Genomic DNA, 16722 nt, shown 5'->3' with positions numbered 1-16722 from the left:
GGATCCTGCAATGGGGACGCTCGGACGGATCAGTAGGATGTTGAATGGCCGGCGCTTGGGCGGGGAAGTCATCGTCCGGCGAGTTCGCAGGCTGCTGCGGCGCAAGCTCAGGCATCGTGCCGGCCCGAGCCGTTAGCCGGTCAGCGCTTCGTCGTGCATCAGCGCTGCGCCGATGCGGGTGCGCTGACGGTCGAATTGGATCACGTTGGCTAGCGTCGCAGCCGGAATGGCGACGTCCGCGGGCAAAGCGTTCGAAACCGCGGCGTGCGTAAGCGACGCCGTATCAATGGGCATGTCGGCACCGAGTTGCAGGTCGCGCATTTCGAGCTTGTATCCGAGCGAATAGACGGTACGCAACTGCACCGGCGACGCTTCCGTCAAACTGAGCTTCTTGCGCAGCTTGTAGATGTGTTGCTCGAGTGTGCGATTAGCAATCTCTGCGCTGCTGCCCCAGACAGACGCCGCTAGTTGCTTGCGGCTGAAGAAGTCGCCGGGCTTGGAGAAAAACAGCCAGGCGATGGCAAATTCGCGTGTCGTGAGCCTGATCGGTTGGCCGTCGCGAGTCACCTCTCCCGCACGTTTGTCGAGCGTGTAGCCGGCCACGACGAGGCGTTCGAAGCGATTGTTGCGGCGCGTCGAGCGCCTGATCGCATTGCGCGCCCGAACCGCGAGCTCGTGATGCTGGGCCGGCAAGGAGACCACGTCGTCCGCGCCGGCCTCGAATGCTTTCGATAGTCCGCCGATGTCGGCGAAACTGGCGAGCGCAATGATCGGCACGCGGTGGTCCGAATGGCAGTCGCGCCAGAAGAACACCGGATGGCTCGACAGTTCGACGCTGTCGCCATCGAGGATCAACAAGTCGAAGCCGTCGCGGCGCAGCTCGCGCACGAGTTGCAAGTCGTCGGTGAAGCGATGACAGACGAGTCCATCGCGAGCCAGGCTTTGCTCGACCGTTTGATATGTCCGCGTGCTTCGCGCCAGAACTGCGACCTTCACCATATGCTCCTTAGACTCTCACTCTCTGTTCGTATGTAGTCGCAATCTATCGAAACGATGCCTTGCGACCGACACGATGAAATGTACTGATTGAAAATCAGGGGGCGGGTAACAAAGTGTGTCTTCGTACATCGATACATTCCGTCGTGCCGAGTGAGGAGATACCGCCTGTAAAAGGTTTTCATGTTGATGTAAAACAGATCGTTCCTTTTTTTAGTTACCAATTTGACCGGCATGTGGCAGCGCGAGCGACAACGCTTGTTGTTTTGCAATTCCAACAGCGACATCGTGGCGCTAAACAAGCGAGATCGTTCGAAATGAGAGGCGGTCGCAATCGCAGTTGGCGCGGTCGATGTTGAGGCTTCGATTGAGGATTGTTGAGGTATCCGAAACGACTTGTTGATTTTATCCGCCGCCAAGGTTCCTATCATGTGTCCATACCGCCGGCGATGCGTCTGGCAAACTTTAAGGATCCTCACATGCAATCGATTGAGATGAAGAAGCTCGCGGCGGCGCTGTGCGCCGCGGCTGCGATGCTCGCTAGCGCCGGCGCCCATGCCGCCGAGATTCACTGGAAAACGACGCACTTCGAGTACGTCGCGGAAAACAAGAACCTGAAGGACGTGCTGCGCGACTTCGCCGCAAGCCAAGGCGTGGCGGCCGCCATCTCGCCCGACGTGGACGGCACCGTCAGCGGCAGATTCGACACCACGCCGCAGCACTTCGCCAACGTGCTTGCTTCCTCGTTCGGCTTCGTCTGGTATTTCGACGGAGCGGTACTGGAAATCACGTCGGCCAACGAAGTCCGCAGCTCCGTGATCAAGCTGCAATACGCCACCACGTCGTCGTTGCGTGAAAGCTTGAAGCGAACCGGCATCGGCGACGATCGTTTCCCGATCACCTACGACGACCGGGAAGGCACCGCGCTCGTCGCCGGGCCGCCGCGTTACGTCGAGCTCGTCACCGAGATGGCCAGGCGCATCGATCAGAACCAGAGCCGCCGCACAGTGACCGAGGTTCGCGTGTTCCCGCTGCACGCCGCTTGGGCAGCCGACCACACCACATGGATCGACGGCAGGGAGGTCGAAGTTCCCGGCGTTGCTTCGGTCATGTCGAGCCTGTACGGACATGCGCCCGCCGCCGGCTCGCAAACACATCCGACGCCGCGGATCGCGCGGGTCCAGGGCATGGCGAACGTCGGCAGCCAGGTGATGCCGGGCGCGGCCATGTATGTCGGCGGCGCCGGCCTGATGCCGCCGCTGCCGCCTGGCTACGGCGGCGGCAATGTGACGCTCGGCAACCTCTTCGGCTCCGGCGCGGTTGGCCTGCCGGGCAGCGGCAACGCTGCGGCGGTGCCGGTCGCGCAAGCGAGCCTGCCGCCGCAAGCCGCGCCGACGGTCATGACCGCCAGTGACACCTCGAACGATCTGAATGCGGACTACGCGGATCTTCCGATCATTCAAGCCGATCCGCGCACGAACTCGATCCTGGTTCGCGATCTTCCGGACCGCATGGATTCGCATAAGGAGCTCATCGACCATCTGGACATCAAGCCGAAGCTGATCGAGATCGAAGCCCACATCATCGACATCAACGAGGACGCGCTCGCGCAGCTCGGTGTCGACTGGCGCGCCCACGACAGCCACTTGGATCTGCAGATTGGCAATGGCCAATACAGCCAGGCCAGCTACAACGGCAATCTGCAGCCGACGTTTGGCCAGACCGCCGCGGGCTTTAATAGTGTCGCGGGCATGGCGGCAACGCCGCTCGGCGGCTCGATCACCGCGGTGCTCGGCGATGCCGGCCGCTACCTCCTTGCACGGGTCAACGCATTGCAGACCACCGACCAGGCGAAGATCGAGGCCAGCCCGAAGGTGACGACGCTCGACAATATCGAGGCCCTGATGAATCAGAAGCAAAGCTTCTTCGTCCGCGTGCCTGGTACCTACCAGTCGGAACTCTACAATATTTCGGCAGGTGTGACGCTGCGGGTGTTGCCGATGGTCGTCGAGAACGACAATCAGATTAAGCTCGACGTGCATATCGAAGACGGTCAGATCAATCAACAGGCGACCGTCGACAACATTCCGATGATCACCAACAGCGAGATCAACACGCAGGCATTCATCGGGCAGGGGCAGAGTCTTCTGATCGCGGGCTACAAGGTCGACCAGAGCGGCACCACGGGCTCCGGTGTGCCGGGCCTGTCGAAGATTCCGGTTCTCGGCAACCTGTTCAAGTATCACGGCCAGCAGGATTCGCACATGGAGCGCCTGTTCCTTCTGACGCCACGCATTGTCGACGTGTCCTAAGAATAGGGGAGCCCGATGTCCCGGATAAATGCGTAATCGGCGACACATTGTTTCCGTGCGGCACTATATCCGGGCGTCTCGAAGGGCTATGCTGGCGCCTGTCTCTGAACGGCGCAGGGCTTATCGGTGTGCGCTGGCGTCGAATTCCCGTCGGCTCTCGAGACACGGTTGCACGTCGCGCCGCCCAAAGCGGGCACGTCATCTACCTCCGTACCGTTTTCGGTGCGCCGTCCCCTACGAAGGTCGGCCTTGGTTGAAGGTCGCTAGTTCATGAAACGTCGAAATTTTCTTGCCCGATCCGGCGCGCTCGTCGCCGGAGCCGCTGCGCTTCAGTCGGTCGCCATGATTGCCCCGAGTGCGCAGGCGGCGGATGTCTCCCGAGTGACTCCCGACAAGCCTTTGGACGCGGCAACGCTGCACGCACTGTTGGGCAGGACGTCGATCGCCCAGCCGCCGCTGCCTTATGCAGAGTCTTCGCTGGCGCCGACGCTGTCGGAGCAGACGATGAAGTTTCACTATGAACGTCATCACAAGCTCTACTGCGACAAGGTTGCGCAGTTGTTGGACCAGACCGGTCAGCATTGGGAGACGCTCGAAGAGGCCCTGCTACACAATGCGGCACCCGGCGGAAACCCGAATCTCGCCTTCTACGCCATGCAGGCGTGGGCGCATAACTTCTATTTTCGCTCGATGCACCCTGGAACGGAAACGCCGGCCGGTGAGGTTCGCGACATGATCAAGAAGCAATTTGGCGGACTGGACCGGTTCTCGGTCTACATTGCCGCCAAGTTCTCAGTGCCCGAGGGCGGGGGCTGGGGCTGGGTTACTGTCAAGGACGGCAAGCTCGACGCAGTGCGCACGTCCAATGTCGACTTCCCATTCTTGCACGGCGCTGTTCCGCTGCTTTGTCTCGATCTGTGGGAACACGCCTACTACCTCGACTACGTCGAGAACCAACGTGCCTATATCGACGCGGTCGTTCGAACGCGTATGAACTGGTCTCAGGCAAACAGCATCCTGGCGGCCATGCATTCGACCAACGTTTGAATTCACGAAGTGGAGGCGGGGCGAAATGGACATCGATTTCTGGCTTGCGGGAGTGTCCGCGTGCGGTGTACTGGGCGCGCTGTTCGGCTTGCGCGTGCGCGCGGCGTCGAGATTGTGGGTGCTGCTCGATTGGTGGTGGGCGCTGGCCGGCGTCATCTTGATCGCCGCACTGGCTGGCGAGCTCGAGCATGTCCGGCGGCTGGAGGCGCAATCGGTCGCCGCGTCGCAGCTCGTCGCGGCGCAACGAACGGTGTTTGCCGACGTGCTGCAGATTCAAGAGCGCAAATGCAGCGAATCCGCGTTCAAGACCAAAGGGCCGGTGCCCCAATTCTGCATGACTATCGATGCGGTTGCGCGTGAAGCGCTTGGCGGGAATTTGCAAAGCGTCGAGGCCGTTGCGCTGGCCGGCGAACTCGACGACTCGTGTGCGGATCGTTGCGATTCCGATACGGTGAGGCTGAGCGATCATCTCAACCAGTACGCGGCCACGATTGCCAAAGTCAAGCCGCTGACGCCCGCCGTGAAGGCGGATCAATTGGCGCGACAGCGCTTGAACGACAACGCTTTGCACGTACTGCTCTGTCTTTCCTTGGCGCTGCTCTGTGCAAGGTTGACGGCGCTATTCCGCCGTGCGGTCGCGAAGCCCGGCGAAGATCAACAAAAAACTTCGGCGGAGCCACGCACAGAGCGGACTGAGTTAGGCTCATTCGTCTTCCACTTGAGGAATGAACTGACCCAGCCGCCGTCGAATTACAAGCGATAGCTTCGCCAGGCGGGCGGTATATCGCGTCGCTACGCTAGCTTGTTGGGTTGTGCCGATGAGCCAGGTTCGTTTCGACCAGGCTTATCGGCATTTCCGCATTTACGCCCGCGCCAGGTTCGACGCCGCGAACTCCCAGTTCACCAGCTTGTCGAGCACTGCGGCAACGTAATCAGGGCGGCGATTCTGATATTGCAGGTAGTAGGCGTGTTCCCACACGTCGATCGTCAGAAGCGGCTGCATGCCGTGTACGAATGGCACATCGGCGTTGCTGGTCTTGACGACCTTCAAGTGGCCGCGGTCCACGACGACCCAGCCCCAGCCGCTGCCGAACTGCGAGCTCGAAGTAGTGGCCAATTCCTTCTTCAGGTTGTCGAACGAGCCGAAATCACGCTCGATCATCGCCATGAAAGCACCTTGAGGCGCTTTCGCCGACGGTGTCATGCTGTTCCAGTAGAACGTGTGATTCCACGCTTGCGCGGCGTTGTTGAAGAGCGCCTCGCGCTCCGGCTGGCCTGCCGTGGCCATCACGAGCTGTTCGAGCGACATGTCGGCGTACGGCGTATTGGCCACCATCCTGGCGATGTTGTCGAAATACGCCTTGTGGTGTTTGCCATAGTGGAAGCCGATCGTTTTCGCCGAAATGATCGGCTCCAGCGCATCTTCGGCATAGGGCAAGGACGGGTAGGTCAGCGGCGAATTCGGCAGGTACGCTGGCACACGCGTCGAGGATTGCGTTGCGGCGAACGCACCCGCGGCGGGAACGGCTGCCGCAGCCAGACTGGCTGCGCCTAGCGCCGTGAGTTGAATGAAGCCGCGGCGGCTGGATTGGATGTCTTTGCGATCGTCAGGCATGTTGTAGTACGAAATAGTAGGGAGAAGGGGTTGAGCGACGAGTCCGATGGACGGATGTCGCCCGATGGATGTCTGGCAGCCCGATTCTGCCAGTACCAATTCGCACGGCGACGAAGGCAATGAGAATTATTGAGCAATCCACGCGCTCAAGCCGCCGCGACGTCAATTTGCCGTACCGTTACAGGGTCATATTGACTTCGGCATTTTGCTGAAGCCACTCGAGAACAGGCGGCGCCGCTTCCTCGGAAACGTGTTGGTCCCAGAACTGGGACGCAACCAGCACCTCCACGTCGAGTCCTTCGAACGAGTAGATGGCGAGCACTGCTCCGATTTGCATGCGTCGTGCACGCTCGATGATGCCCCATGCCATGGCTTGACCTGCGTTGCATTGAAGCTCGATGCCAAAAGCCGCTTGCATTGCGCCGTCGTGCGATTTTTCCGTCATCCAGTCGATTCGCGACGCGAGCAACTCGTCCTGCAAAAGGACCGAGACGAGGTTTTTGGCCTCGTTGCCGGACAGCGACACGATCGTGAATCGCTCTGTCTCGAACGTCTGGCGTTGGATCGGCTTCTTGAATGGGAGGATTGATGCGGACCGGTTCGTCATGTCGGACACCCGTTGGTAAAGATACTGAGCGTACCGGTCACGTGGCAAATGAAAGTTCGCTATCCGGAACATATCGTTCGCGAAGCGAAGACTCGATTCGTTTCTGCAATTGTTCTGAAGTCCTGTCGTCGTGCACGCGATCTATTGGAACAGCCGTTCACAGCGCAAGTTTCGAGCGCGCATTTCCGTCATCGAACGCGAAGCGGAAACAGCGAGTTACAGCCGGGGAAAGCGCTTTACAAACGGCCCGCTTGACTTACAAACATCTACTCGAAATCAGGAAGGTGGTCGGGTTTAATAGGCCATCCCATCGGCATACAGATGGTTAATCCTACGGAGCTCAGAGATGTTTAAGAAATCGTTGATCGCAGCAGCAGTGTTTTCGTTTTGCAGCATGTCCGCCTTTGCCGGTCACATGGGTGGTGGAATGGGCCACATGGGTGGCGGCATGGGACATATGAATACCGGCGCCGAGCACATTAACACCGGTGCTGAGCATGTGAACATGGGCGCTGAGCATATGGCTGGCACCGAGGCACCGCGTGCATCGGCCAGCTTCAATCACGACTTTACGACCAAGCCGAGTACCGTCGGCTTTGGTTCGGAGGCGAACTATGCGCACGAGACGATGCGCCACGACGATCGGGACTCGATGAAGATGTCGAGCGAACGTTCGACTTCGACCGCGACGTCGAAAGGCATGCATGCTCCTCATGAAGATCACGATGGCGACGACGTCAAGACGACGTCCTCCCGCAGCTCGTCGTCCACCGGCACGATTGCGATGTCGGGCTCGACCCAGTCGGGCATGACTGCTTCGAACCCGAGTGCGATGCACGGCATTCGCGGTCCGGTCACGACTGCGCCGGTGGCTACGCAGACCAGCCTGACGCCGCCGAATCCGAATGCGACGCACGGCCTGCGCGGCGGCACGGTGGTGAACCTGCCGGGCGGGGGCATCACGGTGCAGCAGACGCCGACGGCGCAGCCGACGATGACGACGCCGGCTCCGATGACCACGCCGGCGGTCGCGCAAACCGGCCTGACACCGCCGAATCCGAACGCGACGCACGGCCTGCGCGGCGGCACGGTGGTGAACCTGCCGGGCGGGGGCATCACGGTGCAGCAGACGCCGACGGCGCAGCCGACGATGACGACGCCGGCAACGACGGTAACGCCGACCATGCAGCCGGGAGTCCAGGCGCAGCGCTCGCCGGTCCATATTTCGTAATGGCTCGGCGGTTTCAATAGAGTCAGGATCGAACCGGTCCGGTCGGTGAGCGGTGATCGCGATTATCGCGGTCACCGCTTTTTTCCTGAGCGATTCGCGGGCATCTGCCGTATTGAGGAGAAGATGAATCAGAAGATCATATTGGCCATCGCGTTTGGGCTCTTGGGGACATCTGCGTTCGCCACGCCGACAGTCAATCGCGACTCCGCGCTAGCGATGCAGGGTGGCCGCGCGATGAGTCTGCGCGAGGCAGTCATGTCGGCGCACAGCTTCACGACAGGCAGTCGTCCCGGCGAGCGCGCGCAGAGGAACCCGCAAACCGAATCGTGCGAACTGTGTCCGGGCGCAGCTCCGCGGCATGGGGAGACCGGCGATCTGCCGCTGAACTAAAGAGTCCGCGCAAGCCGCGCGGATTGACGAGCCAGTTATAACGGTCCCCTCGCCTGACAGTTCGAGCTTCCCTCAGTGGTCGCCCTTTGAGGAAGCAGGCTTCGTAGCGCATCGATCCCATCCTGTGGCACTCCCCACCGTTGAAGCCGATCGCGCACCTGTCGAGGATTGAGTCCGAGCGCACCGAGAGCCTTGCCGTAGGCAAGCGTGACGCTCACGCGATGCGGCAAATCGGTCGATCGCATCAGCGCTGTCACGCCTTTCTTGTCCCGGGACGCCAACACGGAGAGCGCTTGCTCAGTAGAGCACCCCAATTCCAACAGCACTTTCCCGTACGCCTCGATGACAGCGGGGCCTGCCGAATCTGTCTCCGCTTATCAGCGTCCGATGGAGACGGCCGACTCGATGAAAGAGGGATCGGTGAGGAACGCCATCGAACAGCCGATGCACTAGCTTGCCATGTCGACCTATCGCTGTGCGCGGTGCGCCCACTCCTCGATGGACTGAACGTTGGAACTCGACGCCCACGGGGTATGTGCGCAGGCGGAAATTCACTGGCCGGTGCAGGTTTGCGCACGTAGGTTTCTTCGGCCCGATCGGGCTCGCAATCGGCAACGCGGGCGACCGGCGACTGCGGCGATATGACGGAACGCGGGCGCATTGGGCTATCCATCTCGACGGAAGTCCTGCACGGTCGACAAGGGAAAGGACGCCTGGCCGAATACGGCATCACTCTCCGCGCGCCACGATGGTGCGGACCTTTCGGGCATATTCGTCGCGCTCCGCCGGCGTTTCGGAGTGGTACGAACCGATCGCTTCCCACGTGTTTCCGTACTTGAGCATCTTTTGACGGAGGTGCCACGCCGCGATGTAGACGCTCGCGCAAGGGTCCATCAGTTCAGTGGACGAAATCCCGTAGTGAGAAAGGCGACTCAGGTGAATCGAATTGATTTGCATCATTCCGTAATCGACGGACCCGTTCGAGTTCTTGTGAATCGCGTCCGGATGAAAGTGGGACTCTTGCCACGCGATAGCGCGCAGAACCTGCGGATTGACATGCTGATAGTTCGCTGCATCCGAGAAACAGTCCGCGCGTGCGGCGCTCGACAAGCCGATGCCTGCCAGCGCGACGAAGAAAATCAGGCGCTTCATTGCTGGAAATAAGATGGAATTTTCAATAGGTAAAGCATATCGCGCAATTAATCGTCATTCGGCACGCAATGCGAAGCCGTGATGCAATCAGCGAAACGCCCGGTGTGAAATCGTCAACGATGCTCAACAATTCGCGGCCGTTCGTGCCATCGCGACGCATCGTCCAATAAGCTTCGCGTTGCTTCTCGATCGAATAGAACGATTCGAGACTTCGTCCCCCAGGGCACCAACTGCCTTTTCGCTCGCGAGCCAGTCATGCATCTTAGCCGTAGCCTGTTCTCCAGATTTTCTATTCTTTCGTTCTCCTTCGCGGTTATGAGCGCAGCCAGCTATGGCGCGCTAGCCGCCCCGACGGAAGGCATGCCGACCATGCCGACCATGCCGACGATACCCGCCATGCCTCCAACAGACTCAACGAGCACGTCGAACTGGAAGGTGACGGTAGGCGCGACGGCGATCGTTCAGCCGCGCTATCCCGGCGCCGATACGCGCCGTATCCAGCCGTGGCCCGCGTTCGACATCGAGTACAGGAATCGCATCTTCTTCCGCGACGACGAACCGCTTGGCGTGTATATCGTCAACAACGCGCAATGGAATGCCGGGCTGTCCGTGCAGTACGACCTGAATCAGCGCCTGGAAAAAGACGACTCGAAATTGCATGGCATGGGCAACGTGCCGATGACGCCGCGGGCTAAGCTGTTTACCCAGTACTCGTTTGCACCTTTTGCGGTCGCCGCCTCCGCCGCTCAGGACATTGGCGGTCATCACGAGGGCCTGATCGGCAACCTGAATGCGACCGGCACGCTACCGCTCGGCAACAGGCTTTCGATCAGTACCGGGCCGGGCGTGGACTGGATGAGCGGCCAGTATGCGCGCACGTTTTACGGCGTGAATTCCGGGCAGAGCGATGCGTCGGGCCTGCCGCAGTATGCCGCCCATGCAGGCGTGCAGGACGTGTATTTCGGGGTCGACGCGATTTATCAGCTCGACGCTCACTGGGCCATCGGCGGTTCCGTGCGTCTGTTGCGTCTCGTGGGCAGCGCGGCGAATGGTCCGGTCACGGCAAGGAAGACGCAGGATATCGAGTCGGTTTCGGTGACGTATACGTTCTGATCGAGGATCGTGCCGCCGACGTGTCGATCGGTCTTGGGGCGAAGTCGGCCGCCGAAAGCCTGACACGTCTGCCCCCATGACTGGGGAACTTGCCCGCAGCCGCGGCTACGATATTGTGCCGATCTAGCTCGAAGGCGTGCCGCCACTGCAAGGATGGCACATGGTGGATACCGAGTCGATCACGCAACACCGCGCAGGGCAGGGCGAAGGCGCAAAATCCCGAGTCCACGCGGTAGGCGGAAAACCAGATTTCGGAGCCTTGGTACAGCAGCGGAATCGTCAAATGCGGAAGTGGCTGAGTCGCGGCAAGGGACCCGGCCTCGCCAAGGCCGGTGTTGGCTTCTTGCATGATTGGCATCTCCATGGCGGTTCTCTGCGCCGGCAAAATTATCTTTCGAGAAAATGCTGCGGGACGGATCATCGCCTGGATCAGTGCATTCGTCGCACAAAACCGCGCAGTCGAGACCAATAAAACGAAGTATGTTCTTCGCGACGGGTACCAACGACGGTGCCATCGCAATCCGACGGTGACCCGCAACGTCGGACTTGAATGAAACGGAGGCAGCTCGCCGATCAATGAGCTTTCGGTCGAAGTCGCACGAGACACCCGGTCTTCGGGCACTCCGCTGCTATCTCCTCCGACGTTCTGGGCGCCATTGTTCCCGCTCGATATCGACCTTGGTGCCGAGCTTCTGGGTATCTTCGACATCTGTCATCCGTGCCGATATCGCCCCTGAAAATAGCCAGCCTAACGAGGACGAAGTGGACAGGCGGCAACACCGTCGCGTCGAAGTTGAGCAGGGTACGTTATTGCGGATTGGCGAAGAACATGCAGCAACCGCACATGCTTCTCGCCTTGCGCAGAGTCAATCGGGTTGTGATTGTTGTTCCGGACGAGCGGTGTGGCTTCGCTCGCCCGTGTTACGTGAAAATGGCGCGGTATTGACCCGCGCCCTTTGCTTCGGGCAAAGCCGCTTGCGGATAGCTCTCAATGCTCAGCACGCAGGTAGTTAATTCCCGCCGCGCAGACTCCCCACATGCCACGGCGCCCCAGAAGTAGCCGACATGGTGAGTAACGCTATACGCTATCGACAATCCGGTCGCTCCGACTGCACCGACGCCGGTGGCGGTGAGGGCGGCTAAGGGTTTCAGGTCCGCGAGAAGATGGTCTGGCAAGCGGGAGTGGCGAGCACCGAGGTCGAGAATATCAGGAGAAGTGACAGCGGGAGCAGAAGGATCGCGCATAGCCTCCTCATAGCTTGGCGGAGGAAAACTTGGATGCGTTGGTGAAAGAGCGATATTCGGCATAGAGTCGACACGTTTGCGTAATTGGGCGAGGGCCGGACTTGCCCGAAAAAGGCGCGGCGGACCGGATGAATGACTGGAGTCGAGTATCCCACCGGACCGCGAAACGGATGGCAGACTTTGTGAAAACGTCGTCCGAGAAACGAAGGCACCATGTTCCCGCCGGGGCGCCGACCGAGGGCACCACCCGCAGCCGCGCGTCGAGTCAGGCGCCCACGATGTCCGGCAAGTGACTCAATCGCGAATCCATCTCGGGATCGGACGGCTTTTCAAACGCATTGCAAAATGCTTCGGTTGCGTCTTGTGGGTTATTGGTGGCTTTCACAGCGTCAATGGCACCGGCTTGGGTCGTGTGCAATTCCTGCTTCAAGTAGCCATAGTTGGCTGCCTCGCTCGACGGGTCGAGGCCATGTTGGCTGGCATAGTCCAGCAGCCCCTGCTTGCGCGATCCACCCCACTGCGCGATGCCGTAGCCGTTCGCATTGTCGTCGTTCATGTTGGGACTGGGCTGGCCGATCGCACCGCCCTGATTGATGCCTGAGTTCATGCCGCCGCTCTCGTGCCACAAGTTGGCTACGATGCCGGCCGCCTGATCCTTGGTAAGGCCGAAGTCCTGTTGCAGATTGCTCACGTAGGCTTGCGCGGCTTGCTTGCTTTGGTCGGGCGTGAGCGCCGTGGTTTGCGGGGTCGTGCTGAGCGGCGCGGCTGACCCGGGGGCCTGAGTCGCATCCGATTGCCCAGCCGCCGGCGTGGCTTGCACTACCAGGTGCGGCGCGTCAGTGCCGGTCGATCCGCTTGCCCGCATCGGTACCGCAGCCGAATCGCCGGAGCCCGCCGCAAGGGTGGAGGGGCCGTCGCCGGAAGCGCCCATGTCAGACCGGTCGTCATCGGACGGGGCATCGTCCTGTGGAAGCCATTGGTCACTCTGGCTCAAATGAGCGAAAAGCATTTGAAGAAGCTGCGCCAACTGCTGATCGATTCCGGAGGGCGCCGGTGCGGCGCCAGGTTCGGACCCGAAGGAGGCATTTGCGCCAGACCCGATAGCATGCACTGACATTGGGGGGTGTTCCTTCTTGAGCTTAATAAGTGGTTATCGACGCCAGACGTCAGCCAGGCCATGAGAGGACTGGAATTTTTCCATCGCGGGCAATATAGGAATAGTTCGGATCGAAAAAGTTGACGCATTGCCATTCATTGTCGGAAATGATGTCGTTGGCTGGACGACGTTTTATCTGTCTTTGTATATCGGAGATTCGCGAATTTGTTGCTTCAATTTCGGATCGTTGAAGCAAATCCCGAAGGAGATCGTCGGCGATTTGCGGAGTCAAACTCAGGATGCGATCTCGCATCTCTTCGTCGATGACACGTGGCAGCCCGACATGGTACGGGTATGCATTCGACATCTCCGTGTAGGATGCCATTCGATTCGGAAAGCAAAAATCGTTATCGATACCTTTGATGCCAGTGATGTCACCAGTGTCGTGACTTTTTTCGATGATGTAGTTGCTGGCGTGACGATCGAACGTGCCGACGATGGCATCAAGAAGTTGAAGCTTTACAAGTGCTCGCTTTGCGACGGTGCTGCCGAGATCAACACTCGATAGCGGTCGATACACTTTGATGCGGCCATGCTCGTCGATGCATGCCAGACGCAAGTCTCTCTGAACCTGCCTCATTTCGTCGGCCGTGTAGCTCAAGGCTCGCATGAGTACCGGTCCATCGGGTGACGCAGGCGTGACGCGGGTCCAACGCTCGCGATCCCGAAGGATTGTACGAACCATGGCCTCGTCGGTAAGGTCCTCCTGAACCAGGCGTTTCGTCGCCGACTCACCGGCCACGAGGCTCATGACTATCCCATCGCGTTGTTGGTGCCTTGCATGGGCAGTGAATGGAATGACGTCGAACTCAAGATGCTTGCTCAGCTGATAGGCGGCGACATTGCGCGCGCTGGTCGAAGAGCCGATACGAAATGGGTCAAGCCATAACCTGGGCTTGCTATCGGGAATACTCGCGCGCGCGTAGGATCGCTGTGGCTTGAAGACTCCGTGCTTCACTTCGCCGTCAAAGGAACGATATGTCGTCCGGTAGACACTGTTCCATTTCCCCGAGGACAGCTGCTCAAGCGGTCCAATGATGTCGATAGTCTGCCGGAATAGATTCATATTATTGACGCCGTTCACCGTGATAGGGTTGTGCCGTCGCGTCTCGCCAGATATTCTCGCGCTCTCGACGATCCATGAGGCGTCGATCTTGCTCATTCACGCCGTACTAGCATGACTTGTCGTTCGATCGACGCTCCATGGAATCGGGGCACCGTCAGTCCATGCGTCAGCTGTGGGCCGTGGCCTGGGCTTGGCTTTGAGCCGCGTCGCCTGCGTGTTGGTGGTGGTGCTTGTGGTGGGTGGCCGTTTGTTGTTGATCGCTCATCTGCTGACCGTTCGATGAAGGGCTGTTGGGGTCGCTGCTCAGACCTGGCGAGAACGACGAATCGGGCGTCACTCCGCCACCGGACTGCGTTGCGCTGGGGTCGCTGCTCGCGCCGGACGAAAACGACGAATCGGGCGTCACAGGGTCGCCGGACTGCCTTGTGCTGCCGTCGCTGCTCGAACCAGACTGAAACGCCGAACCGGGTCCCACACTTCCATCGGCCGGCGAATTGCTTGCAGCTTCCTGGGCCACATTGGAAAGCGCAGACTCCATGTCGCCGAGACGGCTTTGCACGTTCGGGTTCTGGTCCGGGCCATTCGAATTTCCCGGCTCGGCGGCGACAAATCTCGTTCGGCTGACTTCGTTCACACGCATCGCTAACTCCTTGGAACTGGTTGGTGGTTTGCACTGTTTCTCGATTGACAGTCGCAAGACACACGGTATCGAACCAAGGCCGTCTCCAAACTCCGCAGGCGAATTCACTGCTCATTTGGCGAAGTCACCAAGTGAGACATTCGTAACGGGCTGTACCCGCAAACCGCAGGCCGCTTGAACGGGGCTTGCTGCCGATTCGACCTGTTCCACTGTGTCAAAGCCGCCGTTTCTCAATGGAAACGGATCTGCGCTTTCTTGCTGCTTTCTCGCCGGCGCGTTGCTAAGTACATTGGTGTCCGATCTCGATTACTTGGATATGACGCCGTCATGGATTTGAACAACCTTTACTATTTTGCGGTCGTGGTCGAGAAGCTAAGTTTCACGGCCGCCGCGGAACAGATCGGCATCCCGAAAGGCACGCTCAGCAAACGCATTCGATCGCTCGAACAAACCCTCGGCGTGCGCCTCGCCAACCGCACGACCCGCCATTTCTCGCTTACGGAGGCGGGCGCCGAATTTCATCGGCATTGCGTGAATGTACTCGTGCAAGTGCGGGCGGCCGAGACGGCAATCCGGGAACGTCTCGACGCTCCGGTCGGCCGGGTGCGCATCGCGTGCACGACCGGCCTCGTGCACATGGCGCTCGCCGAACTCGCGCCCAAATTGCAAGCGCTGCATCCCGGCATCGATCTGGAACTTCTGGCGTCGAATCGCTACGTCGATCTCGTGCGGGAGGGTTTCGACTTCGCGCTCAGAAACCATCACGGGCCCCTGCGGGACTCGTCACTGGTCGCGCGGAGGGTGGCGGACGTTCGCACGGTTCTCGTCGCCAGGCCGGGGTTTTTTCCCGATGGCTTGCCGACGGATCCGGCTCAGCTCGATGGCGCCGCGGGGGTCGAACTGACGCCGTGTGGGCAGGCGCGAACGTGGGAGCTGTATGGGCCAGGCGGACAGCGCTTCGACGTTGCGTACCGTCCGCGCGTGCGTTGCAATGATGCATTGATGGCGCGTTCAAGTGCGCTCGCGGGGACCGGCGTGGCGGCCTTGCCTATCCCGCTTTGCCACGCCGATCTTCGGGACGGCCGGCTGGTGCGGGTCCTTCCCGATTGGCGCCTTCTCTCGGCCACGTTGAGCGTGGCGCTACCGTCTCGACTGGGAGCGACACCCGCCGTGCGGACGGCCGTCGATTTCCTCATGAGCGAGTTGCCCGAATATTTGCGCGACTAGGCCCCCTCCGAACGGGCGGGAACCGTCAAGAGACGGCGCGCTGGAAAGCTGCGCGATCTGCTTCATTCGAGATCGCCTCGGCCAGACGGCGGTGAAACGACTGCAAATCGGCCGCGATCGCGGCCTCGCGCCGGGCGATAACGCGCGCGATGGGGCCAAGATAGCGCGCCAGTTGGAATGCCGCGGACTCGACCTGCTCGGGCAAGGGTACGGCGCTCGGAGCGGCCTCGTCGGGGGGTGACGCGCTCTGCACATTCTGAAGCCCCGTATTCGCAGGCGGTTCCGATTTGCCCGAAGCAGTTTCGAATATGCCGTGCATCGTTTCGAGCGCTCGCATGAACTGCTCGCGGGCCGCGATCGACGGGACATGGTCCGCCAGTCGCGCAGACAACTGGGGGAAATCCGCTTGCCTTGCCGAGTACCGCGCGACCAGCACGCGGGCCACCGGCCCGACGTGAACGGCAAGTCGCGCCTCGACGGCCGCCAACAACGCGGCGGGCAGGCCGGCAGGTTCGGCTTGCAGCGAACCGATCGCATCGCTTGGCACATCGCTTTGCACATGGCTTGGCGAGTCGATGGGCGGCTCGTCGTCCGCGTTCGGCAATGGCGTTTCAATTTCAGGTGCGGCGTCGGTCACCGCGACAATTACGATGCGTTGTGAAGCCCGCTCTATAGGATCCGGCAACGTCTCGGTCAGCGAAGTCACGCCCTCTGTCGGACCGTCGCCGCTGTCGAATCGATCCCCGTCCAGAGCCTCGTTGTAACACGCCGGTACGACCTCTAGTGCCCGTACGACGTCTAGCAGGCTGTTGAAATACACCTCACTGATGCGCGGCTCATCGTTCCAACGAGCCGTCGCGCGAGGTTGGTTCATTTCGATTTGATGCCGGATGCCCTCAATTCGGGTGGAGCCAATGTCATCTTC

General features: G+C 60.4%; 16 protein-coding genes and 1 pseudogene. 8 read left to right on the top strand and 9 right to left on the bottom strand.

Annotated features, from left to right (window positions below):
• Positions 1 to 132: 132 nt before the first annotated feature.
• A complete protein-coding gene (locus AB3X96_RS38690; RefSeq protein WP_368593897.1) occupies positions 133 to 996 on the bottom strand; it encodes a winged helix-turn-helix domain-containing protein in 864 nt (287 codons plus the stop codon).
• 479 nt (positions 997 to 1475) lie between these two features.
• Between AB3X96_RS38690 and sctC the strand changes: the two genes are divergently transcribed.
• The 3 genes from sctC to AB3X96_RS38675 all read left to right on the top strand — a co-directional run bounded on the left by sctC (position 1476) and on the right by AB3X96_RS38675 (position 5118).
• Entirely contained in the window at positions 1476 to 3308 is a 1833-nt protein-coding gene (gene sctC, locus AB3X96_RS38685; protein WP_368593896.1) for a type III secretion system outer membrane ring subunit SctC, read from the top strand.
• 270 nt (positions 3309 to 3578) lie between these two features.
• A complete protein-coding gene (locus tag AB3X96_RS38680; RefSeq protein ID WP_368593895.1) occupies positions 3579 to 4355 on the top strand; it encodes a superoxide dismutase in 777 nt (258 codons plus the stop codon).
• Between the two features lie 25 nt (positions 4356 to 4380).
• Positions 4381 to 5118, top strand: a complete 738-nt coding sequence (locus tag AB3X96_RS38675) for a hypothetical protein (RefSeq protein WP_368593894.1) — start codon at positions 4381 to 4383, stop codon at positions 5116 to 5118.
• A 99-nt stretch (positions 5119 to 5217) separates the two neighbouring features.
• On the opposite strand, the gene AB3X96_RS38670 is transcribed toward AB3X96_RS38675, so the two are convergent.
• Together AB3X96_RS38670 and AB3X96_RS38665 are read right to left on the bottom strand one after the other, a co-directional pair.
• Complete coding sequence (locus tag AB3X96_RS38670; RefSeq protein ID WP_368593893.1) at positions 5218 to 5970, bottom strand: superoxide dismutase; 753 nt, start codon at positions 5968 to 5970, stop codon at positions 5218 to 5220.
• 178 nt (positions 5971 to 6148) lie between these two features.
• The gene (locus AB3X96_RS38665) at positions 6149 to 6649 is read right to left on the bottom strand and encodes a hypothetical protein (protein ID WP_368593892.1); all 501 of its coding nucleotides are present in this window, start codon (positions 6647 to 6649) and stop codon (positions 6149 to 6151) included.
• A 274-nt stretch (positions 6650 to 6923) separates the two neighbouring features.
• Between AB3X96_RS38665 and AB3X96_RS38660 the strand changes: the two genes are divergently transcribed.
• Positions 6924 to 7808 (top strand): hypothetical protein, encoded by an 885-nt coding sequence (locus AB3X96_RS38660; protein WP_368593891.1) that lies wholly within the window; start codon positions 6924 to 6926, stop codon positions 7806 to 7808.
• Positions 7809 to 7931: 123 nt separating this feature from the next.
• On the top strand, positions 7932 to 8198 hold the full coding sequence (locus AB3X96_RS38655) for a hypothetical protein (RefSeq protein WP_368593890.1): 267 nt from the start codon (positions 7932 to 7934) through the stop codon (positions 8196 to 8198).
• Between the two features lie 729 nt (positions 8199 to 8927).
• Here AB3X96_RS38655 and AB3X96_RS38650 read toward each other — a convergent pair.
• Complete coding sequence (locus tag AB3X96_RS38650; protein WP_368593889.1) at positions 8928 to 9350, bottom strand: lytic transglycosylase domain-containing protein; 423 nt, start codon at positions 9348 to 9350, stop codon at positions 8928 to 8930.
• 396 nt (positions 9351 to 9746) lie between these two features.
• Between AB3X96_RS38650 and AB3X96_RS38645 the strand changes: the two genes are divergently transcribed.
• Together AB3X96_RS38645 and AB3X96_RS38640 are read left to right on the top strand one after the other, a co-directional pair.
• Positions 9747 to 10463, top strand: a complete 717-nt coding sequence (locus tag AB3X96_RS38645) for a MipA/OmpV family protein (protein WP_368593888.1) — start codon at positions 9747 to 9749, stop codon at positions 10461 to 10463.
• A 347-nt stretch (positions 10464 to 10810) separates the two neighbouring features.
• Positions 10811 to 11017: a hypothetical protein gene (locus AB3X96_RS38640; protein WP_368593887.1), complete on the top strand. Its 207-nt coding sequence runs from the start codon at positions 10811 to 10813 to the stop codon at positions 11015 to 11017.
• A 367-nt stretch (positions 11018 to 11384) separates the two neighbouring features.
• Here the strand turns inward: AB3X96_RS38640 and AB3X96_RS38635 are convergent, their stop codons facing one another.
• The 4 genes from AB3X96_RS38635 to AB3X96_RS38620 all read right to left on the bottom strand — a co-directional run bounded on the left by AB3X96_RS38635 (position 11385) and on the right by AB3X96_RS38620 (position 14570).
• On the bottom strand, positions 11385 to 11771 hold the full coding sequence (locus AB3X96_RS38635) for a hypothetical protein (protein WP_368593886.1): 387 nt from the start codon (positions 11769 to 11771) through the stop codon (positions 11385 to 11387).
• A 202-nt stretch (positions 11772 to 11973) separates the two neighbouring features.
• Positions 11974 to 12825: a phage tail tip lysozyme gene (locus AB3X96_RS38630; protein ID WP_368593885.1), complete on the bottom strand. Its 852-nt coding sequence runs from the start codon at positions 12823 to 12825 to the stop codon at positions 11974 to 11976.
• A gap of 49 nt (positions 12826 to 12874) precedes the next feature.
• Positions 12875 to 14026 (bottom strand): hypothetical protein, encoded by a 1152-nt coding sequence (locus AB3X96_RS38625; protein WP_368593884.1) that lies wholly within the window; start codon positions 14024 to 14026, stop codon positions 12875 to 12877.
• 70 nt (positions 14027 to 14096) lie between these two features.
• A complete protein-coding gene (locus AB3X96_RS38620) occupies positions 14097 to 14570 on the bottom strand; it encodes a hypothetical protein (protein WP_368593883.1) in 474 nt (157 codons plus the stop codon).
• Between the two features lie 255 nt (positions 14571 to 14825).
• Here AB3X96_RS38620 and AB3X96_RS38615 point away from each other — a divergent pair, with 255 nt between their 5' ends.
• Positions 14826 to 15797, top strand: coding sequence for a LysR substrate-binding domain-containing protein (locus AB3X96_RS38615; RefSeq protein WP_368593882.1), 972 nt, complete (start codon positions 14826 to 14828; stop codon positions 15795 to 15797).
• Positions 15798 to 15822: 25 nt separating this feature from the next.
• Here AB3X96_RS38615 and AB3X96_RS38610 read toward each other — a convergent pair.
• Positions 15823 to 16722 (bottom strand): annotated as a pseudogene (locus AB3X96_RS38610) (hypothetical protein); the annotation flags it as partial.

It is taken from the genome of Paraburkholderia sp. BR13439, from assembly GCF_040948805.1.
Lineage (GTDB): Bacteria > Pseudomonadota > Gammaproteobacteria > Burkholderiales > Burkholderiaceae > Paraburkholderia > Paraburkholderia youngii.
Note: the sequence above shows the minus strand (reverse complement) of the source record. Positions and strands in the feature narration are given on the sequence as shown.

What these genes read in the sequence shown, in the direction of transcription:
- sctC (WP_368593896.1), top strand. Translation starts at nt 1,476, where the DNA reads ATGCAATCGATTGAGATGAAGAAGCTCGCGGCGGCGCTGTGCGCCGCG.
- AB3X96_RS38680 (WP_368593895.1), top strand. Translation starts at nt 3,579, where the DNA reads ATGAAACGTCGAAATTTTCTTGCCCGATCCGGCGCGCTCGTCGCCGGA.
- AB3X96_RS38675 (WP_368593894.1), top strand. Translation starts at nt 4,381, where the DNA reads ATGGACATCGATTTCTGGCTTGCGGGAGTGTCCGCGTGCGGTGTACTG.
- AB3X96_RS38670 (WP_368593893.1), bottom strand. Translation starts at nt 5,970, where the DNA reads ATGCCTGACGATCGCAAAGACATCCAATCCAGCCGCCGCGGCTTCATT.
- AB3X96_RS38665 (WP_368593892.1), bottom strand. Translation starts at nt 6,649, where the DNA reads ATGTTCCGGATAGCGAACTTTCATTTGCCACGTGACCGGTACGCTCAG.
- AB3X96_RS38660 (WP_368593891.1), top strand. Translation starts at nt 6,924, where the DNA reads ATGTTTAAGAAATCGTTGATCGCAGCAGCAGTGTTTTCGTTTTGCAGC.
- AB3X96_RS38655 (WP_368593890.1), top strand. Translation starts at nt 7,932, where the DNA reads ATGAATCAGAAGATCATATTGGCCATCGCGTTTGGGCTCTTGGGGACA.
- AB3X96_RS38650 (WP_368593889.1), bottom strand. Translation starts at nt 9,350, where the DNA reads ATGAAGCGCCTGATTTTCTTCGTCGCGCTGGCAGGCATCGGCTTGTCG.
- AB3X96_RS38645 (WP_368593888.1), top strand. Translation starts at nt 9,747, where the DNA reads ATGCCTCCAACAGACTCAACGAGCACGTCGAACTGGAAGGTGACGGTA.
- AB3X96_RS38640 (WP_368593887.1), top strand. Translation starts at nt 10,811, where the DNA reads ATGATTGGCATCTCCATGGCGGTTCTCTGCGCCGGCAAAATTATCTTT.
- AB3X96_RS38635 (WP_368593886.1), bottom strand. Translation starts at nt 11,771, where the DNA reads ATGCCGAATATCGCTCTTTCACCAACGCATCCAAGTTTTCCTCCGCCA.
- AB3X96_RS38630 (WP_368593885.1), bottom strand. Translation starts at nt 12,825, where the DNA reads ATGTCAGTGCATGCTATCGGGTCTGGCGCAAATGCCTCCTTCGGGTCC.
- AB3X96_RS38625 (WP_368593884.1), bottom strand. Translation starts at nt 14,026, where the DNA reads ATGAGCAAGATCGACGCCTCATGGATCGTCGAGAGCGCGAGAATATCT.
- AB3X96_RS38620 (WP_368593883.1), bottom strand. Translation starts at nt 14,570, where the DNA reads ATGCGTGTGAACGAAGTCAGCCGAACGAGATTTGTCGCCGCCGAGCCG.